This is a genomic window from Pseudomonas putida, assembly GCF_003228315.1.
In the GTDB taxonomy this organism is placed as follows: Bacteria; Pseudomonadota; Gammaproteobacteria; order Pseudomonadales; family Pseudomonadaceae; genus Aquipseudomonas; species Aquipseudomonas putida_S.
Window position 1 is genome coordinate 3,566,042 of record NZ_CP029693.1, and the last position, 14,178, is coordinate 3,580,219.

The 14,178-nt window shown below is 62.5% G+C and carries 18 protein-coding genes; 8 read left to right on the plus strand and 10 right to left on the minus strand.

What is annotated here, in order from left to right; all coding sequences use genetic code 11:
• Window positions 1-40: 40 nt before the first annotated feature.
• The 8 genes from DKY63_RS16600 to nrdR form a co-directional block, all read right to left on the minus strand.
• Window positions 41-544 (minus strand): phosphatidylglycerophosphatase A family protein, encoded by a 504-nt coding sequence (locus DKY63_RS16600; protein WP_110965089.1) that lies wholly within the window; start codon window positions 542-544, stop codon window positions 41-43.
• Window positions 541-1,506 carry a thiamine-phosphate kinase gene (gene thiL, locus DKY63_RS16605; protein ID WP_110965090.1) on the minus strand — a complete coding sequence of 322 codons (966 nt, stop codon included), beginning with the start codon at window positions 1,504-1,506 and terminating at the stop codon, window positions 541-543. The genes DKY63_RS16600 and thiL overlap by 4 nt, the downstream gene beginning before the upstream one ends.
• 28 nt (window positions 1,507-1,534) lie before the next feature.
• Window positions 1,535-2,035, minus strand: coding sequence for a transcription antitermination factor NusB (gene nusB / locus DKY63_RS16610; RefSeq protein ID WP_095197200.1), 501 nt, complete (start codon window positions 2,033-2,035; stop codon window positions 1,535-1,537).
• Window positions 2,032-2,508 carry a 6,7-dimethyl-8-ribityllumazine synthase gene (gene ribH / locus DKY63_RS16615; protein ID WP_003228649.1) on the minus strand — a complete coding sequence of 159 codons (477 nt, stop codon included), beginning with the start codon at window positions 2,506-2,508 and terminating at the stop codon, window positions 2,032-2,034. The genes nusB and ribH overlap by 4 nt, the downstream gene beginning before the upstream one ends.
• Before the next feature lie 91 nt (window positions 2,509-2,599).
• Window positions 2,600-3,691, minus strand: a complete 1,092-nt coding sequence (ribBA, locus tag DKY63_RS16620) for a bifunctional 3,4-dihydroxy-2-butanone-4-phosphate synthase/GTP cyclohydrolase II (RefSeq protein WP_110965091.1) — start codon at window positions 3,689-3,691, stop codon at window positions 2,600-2,602.
• A 31-nt stretch (window positions 3,692-3,722) separates the two neighbouring features.
• On the minus strand, window positions 3,723-4,388 hold the full coding sequence (locus DKY63_RS16625) for a riboflavin synthase (RefSeq protein WP_110965092.1): 666 nt from the start codon (window positions 4,386-4,388) through the stop codon (window positions 3,723-3,725).
• A 47-nt stretch (window positions 4,389-4,435) separates the two neighbouring features.
• The gene (gene ribD / locus DKY63_RS16630) at window positions 4,436-5,569 is read right to left on the minus strand and encodes a bifunctional diaminohydroxyphosphoribosylaminopyrimidine deaminase/5-amino-6-(5-phosphoribosylamino)uracil reductase RibD (RefSeq protein WP_110965093.1); all 1,134 of its coding nucleotides are present in this window, start codon (window positions 5,567-5,569) and stop codon (window positions 4,436-4,438) included.
• The gene (gene nrdR / locus DKY63_RS16635) at window positions 5,566-6,030 is read right to left on the minus strand and encodes a transcriptional regulator NrdR (protein ID WP_162634909.1); all 465 of its coding nucleotides are present in this window, start codon (window positions 6,028-6,030) and stop codon (window positions 5,566-5,568) included. Before nrdR ends, ribD begins: the two co-directional genes overlap by 4 nt.
• A 118-nt stretch (window positions 6,031-6,148) precedes the next feature.
• Here nrdR and DKY63_RS16640 point away from each other — a divergent pair, with 118 nt between their 5' ends.
• The 3 genes from DKY63_RS16640 (at window position 6,149) to trxA (ending at window position 8,319) form a co-directional block, all read left to right on the plus strand.
• The gene (locus DKY63_RS16640; RefSeq protein ID WP_110965095.1) at window positions 6,149-6,613 is read left to right on the plus strand and encodes a YbaY family lipoprotein; all 465 of its coding nucleotides are present in this window, start codon (window positions 6,149-6,151) and stop codon (window positions 6,611-6,613) included.
• Complete coding sequence (locus tag DKY63_RS16645; RefSeq protein WP_110965096.1) at window positions 6,610-7,266, plus strand: class I SAM-dependent methyltransferase; 657 nt, start codon at window positions 6,610-6,612, stop codon at window positions 7,264-7,266. The genes DKY63_RS16640 and DKY63_RS16645 overlap by 4 nt, the downstream gene beginning before the upstream one ends.
• A gap of 180 nt (window positions 7,267-7,446) precedes the next feature.
• Window positions 7,447-8,319 (plus strand): thioredoxin, encoded by an 873-nt coding sequence (gene trxA / locus DKY63_RS16650; RefSeq protein WP_110965097.1) that lies wholly within the window; start codon window positions 7,447-7,449, stop codon window positions 8,317-8,319.
• A 103-nt stretch (window positions 8,320-8,422) separates the two neighbouring features.
• Here the strand turns inward: trxA and DKY63_RS16655 are convergent, their stop codons facing one another.
• Window positions 8,423-8,773, minus strand: coding sequence for a hypothetical protein (locus tag DKY63_RS16655; protein WP_110965098.1), 351 nt, complete (start codon window positions 8,771-8,773; stop codon window positions 8,423-8,425).
• A 135-nt stretch (window positions 8,774-8,908) separates the two neighbouring features.
• On the opposite strand from DKY63_RS16655, the gene DKY63_RS16660 reads away from it, so the two are divergent.
• The 5 genes from DKY63_RS16660 to DKY63_RS16680 all read left to right on the plus strand — a co-directional run bounded on the left by DKY63_RS16660 (window position 8,909) and on the right by DKY63_RS16680 (window position 13,077).
• Window positions 8,909-9,499, plus strand: coding sequence for a DUF2796 domain-containing protein (locus DKY63_RS16660; protein WP_110965099.1), 591 nt, complete (start codon window positions 8,909-8,911; stop codon window positions 9,497-9,499).
• Between the two features lie 148 nt (window positions 9,500-9,647).
• Window positions 9,648-10,358, plus strand: a complete 711-nt coding sequence (locus DKY63_RS16665; protein WP_110965100.1) for an ABC transporter ATP-binding protein — start codon at window positions 9,648-9,650, stop codon at window positions 10,356-10,358.
• 1 nt (window position 10,359) lies between these two features.
• A complete protein-coding gene (locus tag DKY63_RS16670; RefSeq protein ID WP_110965101.1) occupies window positions 10,360-11,625 on the plus strand; it encodes an ABC transporter permease in 1,266 nt (421 codons plus the stop codon).
• 11 nt (window positions 11,626-11,636) lie between these two features.
• Complete coding sequence (locus tag DKY63_RS16675; protein WP_110965102.1) at window positions 11,637-12,155, plus strand: DUF3299 domain-containing protein; 519 nt, start codon at window positions 11,637-11,639, stop codon at window positions 12,153-12,155.
• A 223-nt stretch (window positions 12,156-12,378) separates the two neighbouring features.
• The gene (locus tag DKY63_RS16680; RefSeq protein WP_110965103.1) at window positions 12,379-13,077 is read left to right on the plus strand and encodes an OmpW/AlkL family protein; all 699 of its coding nucleotides are present in this window, start codon (window positions 12,379-12,381) and stop codon (window positions 13,075-13,077) included.
• A 183-nt stretch (window positions 13,078-13,260) separates the two neighbouring features.
• On the opposite strand, the gene DKY63_RS16685 is transcribed toward DKY63_RS16680, so the two are convergent.
• Window positions 13,261-14,157 (minus strand): sugar nucleotide-binding protein, encoded by an 897-nt coding sequence (locus tag DKY63_RS16685; protein ID WP_110965104.1) that lies wholly within the window; start codon window positions 14,155-14,157, stop codon window positions 13,261-13,263.
• Window positions 14,158-14,178: the final 21 nt, after the last annotated feature.

Sequence of the window (14,178 nt, forward strand, 5' to 3'; positions counted from 1 at the left end):
AGTTGAAAAGCTCCCGGCCAGCGCCTCATGACCTCTCCGGTCAGGCGAACATGCGCACCAGGCCTTGCATGGCCAGCCAGGCAAACACGCCGGCCAACACGTCATCGAGCATGATCCCGACACCACCGTGTACGTGCCGGTCTATCCAGCGTATCGGCCAGGGTTTGAGAATATCGAAGAAGCGGAACATCAAGAAACCTGCCAGCAGCCACTGCCAGCCTTCGGGCACCAGCCACAGGGTGATCCACATCCCGACCATCTCGTCCCAGACGATGCCTTCATGGTCGTGCACGCGCAAATCGTCGGCCACCTTGCCGCACAGCCAGAAGCCGAACAGCATGGTGATGCCCAGCATCAGCCAGTAGCCCCAGTCGGGCAGCATTTGCCACAACGGGATAAAGGGTAGCGCAACTAACGAACCCCAGGTGCCCGGTGCCTTGGGCAAGGTCCCCGAGCCGAAGCCAAACGCGAGGAAATGCCATGGATTGCGCCAGACCGACGGCGGTACGTTTTCCGCCGGGACTTGCTTGGGATGGTCGGTCACGGTGTCTCCCGAAAATGTTGGTAACCCCGGGTTTGCGGGGTGATGTCTTGTCCGTCCGTATCCAGCAGCGTCACGCCCTGCCCGCTCACCACGCGCCCGATCACATGTATCGGCCAGCCGTCGGCCAGCAATGACGGCAACTCGACGGACGGTAGGGTGAAGGCCAGGACGTAATCGTCACCGCCACTGAGCGCGGCGTTTTGCGCGCCCGCCTGACCGAGAAAAGACATCAGCGCAGCCGACAGAGGCAAGCGTTCAAGCTCGACCTGAAGGCCGACGTTCGATGCCAGGGCGATGTGCCCGCAATCGGCAAGCAGGCCGTCGGAGATGTCCATCGCCGAGGTGGCCTTGCCGCGCAGCGCGATGCCCAAACCCAGCTGTGGTTGCGGCGACCAGTAGTGCGCCAGCAGCGGTTCGGCGATGGCGGCCTCGGCAGTGCGTTGGCCAAGCACCAGCGGCAATGCACCGGCCGCGTTGCCCAACTCGCCGCCCACACACAGCAGATCGCCGGGTTGCGCGCCACTACGGGTCAACGCCTGGCCTGCCGGCACCCGGCCGAACACGGTCATGGTCAGGCTCAGCGGCCCACGGGTGGTATCACCGCCCACCAGTGCGACGCCGCAACTTTGCGCCATGTGGTTCAACCCACGGGCATAGGCTTGCAGCCAGTCGGAGGTCACCGCCGGCAAGGTCAGGGCAAGGGTAAAGGCTATGGGGTTGGCACCCATGGCGGCCAGGTCGCTGACCGCAACGGCCAGCGAGCGCTGACCGAGCAGAAACGGATCGCAGGGGTCTGCGAAATGCACACCGGCCACGAGGGTGTCGGTGGAAATCGCCAACTGCTCCCCGGGGGGAACAGCCAGCAAGGCGCAGTCATCGCCGATCCCGAGAGCAACGCCTTCGCCGCCCTGCGCACAGGGCGCGGCGGCGAAGAAATTGCGGATCAGCTCAAACTCGCCCATGGCCTGGTGTCGACACTCCAAGCGCCGATCAGCGCTTGAACGCCTTCACTTCAGCTTCACGCAGACGCGGAGCCAGCTTGTCGAGCACACCGTTGACGAACTTGTGGCCGTCGGTGGAACCGAAGACCTTGGCCAGTTCGATACCTTCGTTGATCACAACGCGGTACGGCACGTCGACGCGCTTGAGCAGTTCCCAGGTGGACAGGCGCAGAACCGCCAGTTCAACCGGGTCCAGCTCTTCGATGGTCAAGTCCAGGCATGGCTTGAGCGCGGTGTCGATTTCGGTCTTGAACTGCGGAACCCCGTGCAGGATTTCGCGGAAGTAGGCGCCATCGACATCGGTGAAATCGTTATCGACCCGGAACTGCGCTTCGATCTCGTTCAGCGACTGCTTGGCCATGTGCCATTGGTACAGCGCCTGGGTCGCGAGCTGACGGGCTTCGCGACGCTTGGCGCTTTTCGATGGCTTGCCGGCATCCGCAGGCTTTGGATCGCGCGGGTTGAAACGATCGCTTTCGTCGCTAATCACTTGGCCTCCAACTGCGCCAGCAGGCTGACCATTTCCAGAGCGGACAGGGCAGCTTCAGCACCTTTGTTACCGGCCTTGGTGCCGGAACGTTCGATGGCTTGCTCGATGGAATCAACGGTCAGGACGCCGAAAGCGACCGGTACGCCGAATTCCATGGACACCTGGGCCAGGCCCTTGGTGCATTCGCCCGCCACGTATTCAAAGTGTGGAGTGCCGCCACGAATGACCGCGCCCAAGGCGATGATTGCCGCGAACTCGCCCTTCTGAGCGACTTTCTGCGCAACCAGCGGGATTTCGAAGGCGCCAGGGGCGCGGATGATGGTGATGTCGCTTTCGCTCACGCCATGGCGAACCAGGGCATCAACTGCACCGCTGACCAGGCTTTCAACGACGAAGCTGTTGAAACGGCCCACTACCAGAGCGTAGCGGCCTTTAGGGGCGATGAAGGTACCTTCGATGGTCTTCAGGGTCATTCGATAGATCTCTTAAAGAGCCGGGACGCGTCTCGTACGCGTCCCTCGGTGATTTATTTGCCGCGAATTCAGGGCCGGAAACAACCGGTCATTATTCGGAGGGCACGTATTCTACAACTTCCAGATCGAAACCGGATATCGCATTAAATTTCATCGGCGCCGACATCAGGCGCATTTTGCGCACGCCCAGGTCCCGCAGGATCTGCGAACCAGCACCCACAGTGCTGTAGGTGGTCGGTTTTTTCACCGCCAGGTGATCGGCGGTTTCACGAATGTGCGCCAGCAATACGTCGCCATCCAGTGGATGGCCGAGCAACAGCACCACACCGCTACCGGCCTCGGCAACCGCGGACATGGCGGCGCGCAGGCTCCAGCGGCCCGGTTGCTTGACCATCAGCAGGTCACGCAGCGGGTCCATGTTGTGTACACGCACCAGGGTCGGTTCTTCGGCGCAGATGTTGCCCAGGGTCAGGGCCATGTGCACGTCGCCTTCCACGGCATCACGATAGGTCACCAGGTTGAATTGGCCCAGTTCGCTGTCCAAAGGCTGCTCGGCAATCCGCTGAACGGTACGTTCGTGGATCATCCGGTAGTGAATCAGGTCGGCGATGGTGCCGATCTTGATGTTGTGTTCGGCTGCGAACGTTTCCAGTTCGGCACGGCGGGACATGGTGCCGTCGTCGTTCATCACTTCGCAGATCACGCCGCTCGGCTCGAAACCCGCCATGCGCGCCAAGTCGCAGGCCGCCTCGGTGTGGCCGGCACGGGCCAGGGTGCCACCGGCCTGGGCCATCAGCGGGAAGATGTGGCCGGGGCTGACGATGTCTTCAGCCTTGGCGTCTTTCGCCGCGGCCGCCTGTACGGTGCGGGCACGGTCGGCGGCGGAAATGCCGGTGGTCACGCCGGTGGCCGCTTCGATCGACACGGTGAACTTGGTGCCGAAACCGGAACCGTTGCGCGGCGCCATCAGCGGCAGCTTGAGCGTTTCGCAGCGCTCGCGGGTCATCGGCATGCAGATCAGGCCACGGGCGTGTTTGGCCATGAAGTTGATGTGCTCGGGCTGGCAGCACTCGGCGGCCATGATCAGGTCGCCTTCGTTCTCGCGGTCTTCGTCATCCATGAGGATGACCATCTTGCCTTGGCGGATGTCTTCAACCAGTTCTTCGATGCTATTGAGCGCCACAAGGCACCCCCATTCTTTTAGAAATTGAGATTCAGGATTTGAGGTAGCCGTTGGCCGCCAGAAAGCTTTCGGTAATGGTGCTGCCGGCCGTCGGCTCTGCGGCCTTGTCGCCCAACAGCAGGCGCTCCAGGTAACGGGCCAGCAAGTCCACTTCCAGGTTCACCCGGCGACCCGGCTGGTACGACGCCATGATGGTTTCGGTGAGGGTGTGCGGAATGATGGTCAGCAGGAACTCGGCGCCATCGACCGCGTTCACGGTCAGGCTGGTGCCGTCGACGGTGATCGAGCCTTTGTGGGCGATGTACTTGGCCAGTTCTTTCGGAGCGCGGATGCGGAATTCCACGGCCCGCGCGTTCTCGGTACGGGCAACCACTTCGCCCACGCCATCGACGTGGCCGCTGACCAGATGCCCGCCCAGGCGAGTGGTCGGAGTCAGGGCCTTTTCCAGGTTGACCGGGCTGCCGCTTTTCAGGTCGTTCATGGCGGTGCAGTCGAGGGTTTCACGGCTGACGTCCGCCGCAAAGCCATTGCCCGGCAATTCAACGGCGGTCAGGCATACGCCGTTGACCGCGATGCTGTCGCCCAGTTTGACGTCGCTCAGGTCGAGCTTGCCGGTTTCTACATGGACCCGTACATCTCCGCCTTTCGGGGTCAATGCGCGGATACTGCCGATGGATTCGATGATGCCGGTGAACATGGGGTTCTCCTCGAGAACAGTGCCAGCGCTATAGCGATGGCCGGGAATTATACGCTCGACGCTGGCGAAGGAATGGCAGTGACTCGCCAATCATCGCCCACCGCGCGAATTTCAGTGATTTTGAGCTGCGGCGCATCCTTCATTTGTGCGAGCGGCCAGTCCAGCAACGGCCGGGCCGTCGAGCCGAGGAATTTGCCGGCCATGAAAATCTGGAACTCATCCACCAGCCCGAGCTGAGCGAAAGCCCCGGCCAACCGTGGACCGGCCTCGACCAACACCTCGTTGACGCCACGGTTGGCGAGTTCGATCAGCAACTGGCGCAAATCGACCTGGCCATCATCGCCGGGCACGATCAGGCATTCCGGGCCAGTGGCGTATTGTTCCTCGACCGCCACGCAAGTCGCGACCAACGCCGGGCCGGCCTTGAAGAACGCTGCATCCAGCGGCACCCGCAGACGACCATCGACCAACACGCGCAACGGCGGACGGCTCATGGCCAGTGCGGTCTGCTCGGCATCCAGGCCCAGTTCATCGGCGCGCACGGTCAAACGGGCGTTGTCGGCCAGCACCGTATCAGCACCGGTCAGCACCACACTGGCCTGGGCCCGCAAACGCTGGACCGCCGAACGCGCGGCCGGACCGGTGATCCATTGGCTCTCGCCGCTTTCCATCGCCGTGCGGCCGTCCAGACTCATGGCCAGCTTGACCCGCACAAAAGGCAAGCCTTGTTCCATGCGCTTGAGGAAGCCTTCATTGAGCTTGCGCGCCTCGCCCTCCAGCACGCCGCTGTCGGTGGCGATGCCCGCCTGTTCCAGGCGTTGCAGACCGCGACCGGCGACTTCCGGGTTCGGGTCCTGCATCGCCGCCACCACCCGTGCTACGCCAGCATTGACCAGCGCGTCGGCGCAAGGCGGCGTACGGCCATGGTGGCTGCAGGGTTCAAGGGTCACGTAGGCAGTCGCGCCCCGGGCCAGTTCACCGGCGGCACGCAGGGCGTGGACTTCGGCGTGGGGCTCGCCGGCGCGAACGTGCCAGCCTTCGCCGACAATCTGCCCGTCACGCACGATCACGCAACCGACCCGCGGGTTGGGGTGGGTCGTGTAATGGCCGTGGCGCGCCAGTTCCAGCGCGCGGGCCATGTAGTGGGCGTCGAGAATGGCTTGTTCGGCAGACGTGGTCATTCTTTCTCCGGTTCACGGGCCAGGCGATCGATCTCTTCACGGAACTCGTTGAGGTCCTGGAAGCGGCGATACACCGAAGCGAAGCGGATGTAGGCGACTTCGTCGAGCTTTTTCAGCTCGGTCATCACCAGCTCACCGACCACGAGGGACTTGACCTCGCGCTCGCCGGTGGCGCGCAGTTTGTGTTTGATGTGCACCAGCGACGATTCGAGACGCTCGACACTCACCGGGCGCTTTTCCAGCGCGCGCTGCATGCCGGCGCGGAGTTTTTCTTCGTCGAACGGCTGGCGACTGCCGTCGGTTTTGATCAGGCGCGGCAACACCAGTTCAGCGGTTTCGAACGTCGTGAAACGCTCGCCGCAGGCCAGGCATTCACGCCGGCGGCGCACCTGTTCGCCCTCGGCGACCAGACGCGAGTCGATGACCTTGGTGTCGTTGGCACCGCAGAAGGGACAGTGCATGGTGGCAGGCAACAAAAAAAGGGAGGGCCATGGTAGCGCATCCCGGTGGCAAGACAAGCCATAGGGTTTGCGGTATACAGACTGGCTATATATGGACTACACCTTGCTGGAGCCGTAAATGTCCCCAAGACCGCTCATTTTGCTCAGTCTGTTCAGCCTGTTGGTCGCCTGCGGCAGTGATGCACCCAAGCCTCAACCGCCGACGCCGGGCCCTGCGCCGGAGATGGCGCAGAAGAAAGCCAGGGAGTCGACCAACCTCGGCCCGCTGCCCGCCTGGCAACGTGAACTGAGCGGTACCTTGCAGGGCGTGCCGGAAGGTGCCGAAGTCGAACTGGCCTTGCTGGTGATCGACGAAAAGGATCGCCCGCAACAACTGCTGGCCAGTGCCAACCTGATCGGCACCAATCAAGTGCTGCCGTTTCACCTGCGCTTCAACCCGGACGCCTTTCCGGTCGGCCAGCGGGTTGAACTGCGTGGCCGCGCCAGTCAGTCCGGGCAGTTGATCCTGCACTTGCCATCACAGCTGATCACTCAACCCACCACCCAGGCGCTGGGCCAACTGCAATTCGTCAAAGCCCCATGAGTACACCGCTCGACCTGCAACAGGCATTGAGCGAACTGCTCGGCGATGCGCGTCTGGTGGCTGTTGACTTGCCAGGCACCGAACTGAAGCTGTGGCTGATCGACGGCGACAACATGGACCGCGCCTTCAGTCCGGAAGAAACCCGGCGCATCCTGCATGAACCACCCTACTGGAGTTTCTGCTGGGCCAGCGGTCTGGCGGTGGCCCGCTACCTCGTCGAATTCCCCGAGTGGGTCAAAGGCAAGCGGGTGCTGGATTTCGGTGCCGGTTCCGGCGTGGCGGGGATTGCCGCGGTGAAGGCCGGGGCGCTGGAAGTGGTGGCCTGCGACCTGGACCCGCTGGCGATTGCGGCCTGCCGGGCGAACGCCGAACTCAATGACGTGCAGCTCAACTACTCGACGGATTTTTTCGCCGAGGCCGACCGCTTTGATCTGATCCTGGTGGCGGATGTGCTGTACGACCGGGCGAACCTGCCGCTGCTCGACGAGTTTCTCAGCCGTGGCCGCGAAGCGCTGGTGGCGGATTCGCGGGTGCGGGATTTCCGTCATCCGCTGTATCGGCGCATCGAAATGCTCGAAGCCATGACCCTGCCGGATCTGTGTGAGCCGGAGGAATTTCGGCATGTGAGCCTGTATCACGCGCGGCGCGGCTGAAAAACATCGCGAGCAGGCTCGCTCCCACAGTGGTTTTGTGGCGCTCACAATTTCCCTGCAGGAGCGAGCCTGCTCGCGATGGCGGCCTTCCAGACAACACAGTTCTAAAGGCCACCCCGCTTCCGGCCACACCCCACCAAGCCGTATAGTTGCCCCATTCACGCTCCCAAGAGATCCCCCATGAGTCAGCAAACGCCGTACATCTTCGACGCCACGACTGCCGATTTCGACCAGTCGGTGATCGAGAACTCTTTCCACAAACCGGTTCTGGTGGATTTCTGGGCCGAATGGTGTGCGCCGTGCAAAGTGCTGATGCCGATGCTGCAGACCATCGCCGAGAGCTATCAGGGCGAGTTGCTGCTGGCCAAGGTCAACTGCGACATCGAGCAGGACATCGTCGCTCGCTTTGGCATCCGCAGCCTGCCGACAGTGGTGCTGTTCAAGGATGGCCAGCCCGTCGATGGCTTTGCTGGCGCACAACCGGAGTCAGCCGTTCGCGCCCTGCTCGAACCCCATGTGCAGATGCCACCGCCTGCCGCTGCCGATCCACTCGAACAGGCTCAGGCGCTGTTCGATGACAGCCGTTTCGCCGACGCCGAAGCCATCCTCAAAGTCCTGCTGGGCGAAGACAACACCAATGCCAGGGCGCTGATCCTGTACGCACGCTGCCTCACCGAACGCGGTGAGCTGGGCGAAGCCCAAGCCGTGCTCGACGCGGTCAAGACCGATGAACACAAGGCCGCCCTCGCCGGTGCCAAGGCGCAGATCAAGTTCCTCGGCCAGGCCAAGGACTTGCCTGACGCCGCCGACCTGAAGGCGCGCCTGGCGAAAGACCCGCTGGACGATGAAGCGGTCTACCAGTTGGCCGTTCAGCAACTGGCCCGCCAGCAGTACGAGGCGGCGCTGGATGGCCTGCTCAAGCTGTTCATGCGCAATCGCGGTTACAGCGAAGGCCTGCCACACAAGACCTTGCTGCAGGTGTTCGAACTGCTGGGCAATGATCACCCGCTGGTGACCACCTACCGTCGCAAGTTGTTTGCTGCGCTGTATTAAACGCCCTCTGTAGGAGCGAACTTGTTCGCGATGGTCGTGAACGATAACGCGGCCATCCAGAATTAACGCGGTGTCCTTGCGTTTTTCGCGAGCATGCTCGCTCCTACAACGGGTTTTCAATCCAATGGAAGACCGGCGTATCCGCGCCACTTTCCACCTTCACATCCGCGCTATGGCGCAAGCGCACCAGCAGCCGCTTGCCCGACACCGCGCTACCGGTCAGCGCCTCCAACTGATCCAGCAGATCCGGCCCGCTCAATTGTCCGGCCTTGCGCAGCAGGTCCCTGGCGATCTGCCACAGCGCATCATCCTGATTCAGCGGTTTGGCCGGCGTTGCAACCGCCTCGTTTTTTTCCACCTGTATTTGCGCACCGAGCCGTGCCCAATCGGCGTCATCCATCTCCAGCGTCAAATCCACCGGCCACTCGCCGATGCTTCCGCGAATTCGCAACATGGGTCTGCTCCCGCTTATTTCTTCGCTGCATGCTCCCATGGGACTTGTGCAACGCCAAGCAGGCAGTCAAACTCTCCGCACTTACGTTATAAGATTACATAACATTTCTTTCATTTTACTTTCCGGAGACTCACCATGCGTCGTCTGCTGCTCGCTTTGCCGTTTGCCTTGTTGCCGCTGGCTGCCGCTTACGCGGCCGATGAGCATGATCACGACCATGAGCACGGCAGCCTCGGCGCCCATGAACATGGCGTCGGGCGCTTGAACGCGGCGCTGGATGGCCAGAGCCTGGAACTGGAGCTGGAAAGCCCGGCGATGAACCTGGTGGGCTTCGAACATGCCGCCACCAGCGAGGCCGACAAGGCCAAGGTGGTCGCCGCCCGCACTGAGCTGGAAAATCCGCTGGCGCTGTTCAACCTGCCAAAGGCCGCGGGATGCGTGGTGTCGGATCAGGAGCTCAACAGCCCGCTGTTCGGCGACAAACCCGACGCCGATGATGATCACGATCACGACGAAGACGCCAAGGGCGAACACCATCACGACCACAGCGAAATCCACGCCCACTACCACTTCACCTGCGCCACCCCGGACGCGCTGAAAACCCTGGACCTGGCGAATATCTTCAACACATTCCCGGCGACCCAGAAAATTCAGGTACAACTGATCGGCCCGAACGGACAGCAGGGGGTTGAAGTCACGGCCAAGGCCGCTGCCCTGAAATTCTAAATTCACCCTGGATCCCCTGTAGGAGCGAGCCTGCTCGCGATGGTCGTGAACGAAAACACGGCCATCCTGAAAGAACGCGGCGTCTTTGCGTTTTTCGCGAGCAGGCTCGCTCCTACAGGGGGTTCACCACCCACCAGACCGGTTTCACATGACCCAAGCACTCATCGAACTGTCCGACCTGGGCTTCAGCTGGCCCGGTCACCCGCCGTTGCTGGACATCCCGGCCTTTCGACTGGAGCCGGGGGAAACCCTGTTCCTCAAGGGCCCCAGCGGCAGTGGCAAGACCACCCTGCTCGGCCTGCTCGGCGGTGTGCAGAAGCCCGATCGCGGCAGCATCCGCCTGCTCGGCCAGGAACTGACGCAACTGTCGGCCGGTGCCCGCGACCATTTCCGCGTCGATCACACCGGCTACATCTTCCAGCAGTTCAACCTGCTGCCGTTTCTCTCGGTGCGCGAGAACGTCGAACTGCCCTGCCACTTCTCTAAGCTGCGCGCCGCACGGGCGAAACAACGCCACGGCAGCGTCGATAAAGCCGCCGCGACCTTGCTCGCTCACCTGGGGTTGAAGGATGAGCACATCCTCGGCCGCCGCGCCGACTCGCTGTCCATCGGCCAACAGCAACGGGTGGCCGCCGCACGCGCCTTGATCGGCCAACCGGAACTGGTGATCGCCGACGAACCGACCTCCGCCCTCGACTACGACGCTCGCGAGAACTTCATTCGCCTGCTGTTCGCCGAATGCCGTGAAGCCGGCTCGAGCCTGTTGTTCGTCAGCCATGACCAGAGCCTGGCGCCGCTGTTCGATCGTCATCTGTCGCTGGCCGAACTCAATCGCGCCGCCACGTCTTCCGAGGTCTGAGATGTATTTGTTTCGTCTTGCCATGGCCAGCCTGGCTAACCGCCGCTTCACCGCGATCCTCACCGCGCTCGCCATTGCCCTTTCGGTCTGCCTGCTGCTGGCGGTGGAACGGGTACGCACCGAAGCCAAGGCCAGTTTCGCCAGCACCATCAGCGGCACCGACCTGATTGTCGGCGCGCGCTCGGGCTCGGTGAACCTGCTGTTGTACTCGGTGTTCCGCATCGGCAACGCCACCAACAACATCCGCTGGGACAGCTTCGAGCACTTCGCCAACGATCCGAAGGTGAAGTGGGCGATCCCGATGTCCCTCGGCGACTCCCATCGCGGTTACCGAGTGATGGGCACCACCGAAGCCTACTTCGAGCATTACCAGTACGGCCGCCAGCAACACCTGGAACTGGCCGATGGCCGCGCTTTCGCCACCGACCCGTTCGAAGTAGTGCTCGGCGCCGAAGTAGCGGACGCGCTGCACTACAAGCTCGGCGACAAACTGGTGCTGGCTCACGGCGTGGCCGCCATCAGCCTGGTCAAGCATGACGACAAGCCGTTCACCGTAGTCGGCATTCTCAAGCGCACCGGCACCCCGGTCGACCGCACGCTGCACATCAGCCTCGGCGGCATGGAAGCGATCCACATCGACTGGCATAACGGCGTGCCAGCTCGCGGCAATGGTCGGGTCAGCGCCGATCAGGCACGCAACATGGACCTGACGCCGCAAGCCATCACCGCGTTCATGCTCGGCCTCAACAGCAAGATTTCGACCTTTGCCCTGCAGCGTGAAATCAACGAGTTCCGTGGCGAGCCGATGCTGGCAATCCTGCCGGGGGTGGCGCTGCAAGAGTTGTGGAGCCTGATGGGCACCGCGGAAAAAGCCTTGTTCGTGGTGTCGCTGTTCGTGGTGCTGACCGGGTTGATCGGCATGCTCACGGCGATTCTCACCAGCCTTAACGAACGCCGCCGCGAGATGGCGATTCTGCGTTCGGTGGGCGCGCGGCCCTGGCACATCGCGACCTTGCTGGTACTGGAGGCGTTCGCCCTGGCACTCGCCGGCGTGGTCGCCGGCCTGGCGCTGCTGTATGTGTGCATCGCCGCCGCCCAGGGCTACGTGCAAGCCAATTACGGGCTGTATCTGCCGCTGGCATGGCCAAGCGAGTATGAATGGACGCTGCTTGGTGGCATCCTGCTCGCCGCCCTGCTGATGGGCAGCGTGCCGGCCTGGCGCGCGTATCGCCAATCCCTGGCCGATGGCCTGTCGATCCGTTTATGAGGATGTAGAAAATGCGCCGCGCTCTGTTTGCGCTGTTGATGCTGGTTGCCCTGCCGCTGTGGGCCGCCGAGCCGAAGGAGCTGACCTGGTCGGAAATGATCCCGCCCGACGCCATGCCGGAAGTGCCGGACATGACGCCGCTGCACGACCTGTCGAAAATGAGCGACGCACTGTCCGCCGAATCGGCGCCGGCGGCCAAGCAGAGCATGCCCAACGCCCCGGTGGTCAAGGCCCTCGACGGTCAGAACATTCGCTTGCCGGGGTACATCGTGCCGCTGGAAGTGAATGAGGAAGGCCGTACCACGGAGTTTTTGCTGGTGCCGTATTTCGGCGCCTGCATCCACGTCCCGCCACCGCCGTCGAACCAGATCGTGCACGTCAAAAGCGAAGTGGGCGTGAAGGTCGACGAGTTGTATCAGCCGTACTGGGTTGAAGGGGCGATGCAGGTCAAGGCGTCCAGCAGTGAACTGGCGGATGCCGGGTATCAGATGGAGGCGGACAAGATTTACATGTATGAATTGCCGGAGTGAATCCGGCGGTCATGTGTTGATTGTGAGGACGCCATCGCGGGCAAGCCTTGCTCCTACAGATTCACCGTTGCCCTTGTAGGAGCAAGGCTTGCCCGCGATGGCGCCATCAAAAATGCTGAAAATACCCGGCCCATCACTGTTTCCTTGAGCTGAGTCAAAAGACCGAATCGTTAGCCGCCTTACCATTGGACATCGAAAATTTTTAACGTCCTTTGGAGCCCCCATGAACAAGTCCTTGCTCGGCGCCTCGCTGATAGCCCTCGCGCTCGCAGCCCCGCTCGCCCATGCCCACGAAGCCGGCGATATCCTCCTGCGTGCCGGCGCCATCACCGTCGACCCCAATACCGACAGCTCCACCGTCAAGGTCGATCAGGGTCCATTGAGCGGTGCCGACCTGGGTGGCAAGGCGACGCTGAGCAGCGACACGCAACTGGGCCTGAACTTCGCCTACATGATCACCGATCACGTGGGCATCGAATTGCTCGCGGCCACGCCGTTCGAACATGACGTGAAACTCAAGGGCACCGCCCTGAGCGCGGCCAACGGCAAGCTCGGCAGCTTCAAGCAACTGCCGCCGACTTTGAGCCTGGTGTACTACCCGCTCAATCCCAAGTTCGCGTTCCAGCCCTATGTCGGTGCGGGCGTGAACTACACCTGGATGTACGACGAACACCTGAGCAGCGACGCGCGCGCCAACGGTTTCAGCAACTTCAACACCAAGAATTCCTGGGGCATGGCCTGGCAGGTCGGTGCCGACTACATGCTGACCGACAACATCCTGGTCAACGCCCAGTTGCGCTACATCGACATCGATACCCGCGCGACCGTGGAAAACAACGCCGTCGCACCGGGTACACGGGCACGGGTGAACGTGGATGCCGATCCGTTCGTCTACATGGTGGGTGTGGGCTACAAGTTCTGAAAATCGTTCACGTGGTGGGAACGAGCTGTAAAAAAAGGCGCCTGATGGGCGCCTTTTTCTATGATTTTTTTCTGTAGGAGCGAGCCTGCTCGCGATGGTCGTCAACGATGACGCGTTAAACCTGATGCCCCGCGGCGCCCATGGCTTCTTCGCGAGCAGGCTCGCTCCTACAGTTTTACGGCTCTACGGTTTGACGTCGCCCTTGCGGTAAAAGCGGTCCAGCAACCCCGGCAGGGCCGCACGCCAGGCGCGGGGCTTGATACCGAAGGTGTGGAGGATTTTCTTGCAGGCCAGCACCGCATGCTGCGGCTCCTCGGCAGCGTCCTCGCGCGCGGCGTGAGCCTGCGCGGTAGGCGCTTCGATCGCCAGTGGATGCAAGGCCCGCGCTTCCGTGAGGATCGCCTGTCCCAGGGCCAAAGGCGTGGTCGCCTCGTGCCCGGCATAGTGATAGGTGCCCCACAACGGCGCCGCGCAGTCGAGTTGCTTGAGCACCGAGATGATCACCCGGGCCGCGTCGTCTACCGGTGTCGGATTGCCTCGACGATCATCAGCCAGCAACAACTCTTCCGGGCTTTCGGCCCGGCCGAGGAAACGCCCCAGGGTACCGTCGGGGCTGTCATCGAGCAGCCAGCCGAAACGCAACAGCACATGTTGCGGACAGGTGGCACGCACGCTCTGCTCGATCCGCCACAACGCCTGGCCGCGCAGGCCCAGGGGCACCGGTTCGTCTTTTTCGCTATAGGCCGTGGCGCGGGAGCCGTCGAATACCCGATAGCTCGAAGGCTGCAACAGAACGATGTTGTGATGCTGGCACAGCTCGGCCAGACGCTCGATCGCCCGCTCCTGCCCGGCCAGACGCTGCTCGCTGACCGCTTCGGCCTGGAACCAGTCGAAGTAGTAGGCAAGGTTGATCAACGCGTCCGGGCGGGTGTCGTCGAGCAGTTGCGTCAGGCTCGCGGCATCCCAGCCGTCTTCTGGTGGGCGGGGGGCGAGGAAACCGATGTCTTCCTCCGCACCGAGGCGAATCAGCGCCTGCCCAAGGGCATTTCCGCCGCCCAGTAACATAAGGCGCATTCGCATAAAGTCAGCAGGCCCAGTCTG

Excerpts from the sequence above, each read along its gene's own strand:
- DKY63_RS16655 (WP_110965098.1), bottom strand. The coding sequence starts at position 8,773 with ATGTTGCGAATTCGCGGAAGCATCGGCGAGTGGCCGGTGGATTTGACG.
- ribH (WP_003228649.1), bottom strand. The coding sequence starts at position 2,508 with ATGACCCTGAAGACCATCGAAGGTACCTTCATCGCCCCTAAAGGCCGC.
- DKY63_RS16640 (WP_110965095.1), top strand. The coding sequence starts at position 6,149 with ATGTCCCCAAGACCGCTCATTTTGCTCAGTCTGTTCAGCCTGTTGGTC.
- DKY63_RS16665 (WP_110965100.1), top strand. The coding sequence starts at position 9,648 with ATGACCCAAGCACTCATCGAACTGTCCGACCTGGGCTTCAGCTGGCCC.
- DKY63_RS16660 (WP_110965099.1), top strand. The coding sequence starts at position 8,909 with ATGCGTCGTCTGCTGCTCGCTTTGCCGTTTGCCTTGTTGCCGCTGGCT.
- DKY63_RS16645 (WP_110965096.1), top strand. The coding sequence starts at position 6,610 with ATGAGTACACCGCTCGACCTGCAACAGGCATTGAGCGAACTGCTCGGC.
- DKY63_RS16685 (WP_110965104.1), bottom strand. The coding sequence starts at position 14,157 with ATGCGAATGCGCCTTATGTTACTGGGCGGCGGAAATGCCCTTGGGCAG.
- thiL (WP_110965090.1), bottom strand. The coding sequence starts at position 1,506 with ATGGGCGAGTTTGAGCTGATCCGCAATTTCTTCGCCGCCGCGCCCTGT.
- trxA (WP_110965097.1), top strand. The coding sequence starts at position 7,447 with ATGAGTCAGCAAACGCCGTACATCTTCGACGCCACGACTGCCGATTTC.
- DKY63_RS16675 (WP_110965102.1), top strand. The coding sequence starts at position 11,637 with ATGCGCCGCGCTCTGTTTGCGCTGTTGATGCTGGTTGCCCTGCCGCTG.
- ribD (WP_110965093.1), bottom strand. The coding sequence starts at position 5,569 with ATGACCACGTCTGCCGAACAAGCCATTCTCGACGCCCACTACATGGCC.
- nrdR (WP_162634909.1), bottom strand. The coding sequence starts at position 6,030 with ATGCACTGTCCCTTCTGCGGTGCCAACGACACCAAGGTCATCGACTCG.
- DKY63_RS16625 (WP_110965092.1), bottom strand. The coding sequence starts at position 4,388 with ATGTTCACCGGCATCATCGAATCCATCGGCAGTATCCGCGCATTGACC.
- DKY63_RS16680 (WP_110965103.1), top strand. The coding sequence starts at position 12,379 with ATGAACAAGTCCTTGCTCGGCGCCTCGCTGATAGCCCTCGCGCTCGCA.
- DKY63_RS16670 (WP_110965101.1), top strand. The coding sequence starts at position 10,360 with ATGTATTTGTTTCGTCTTGCCATGGCCAGCCTGGCTAACCGCCGCTTC.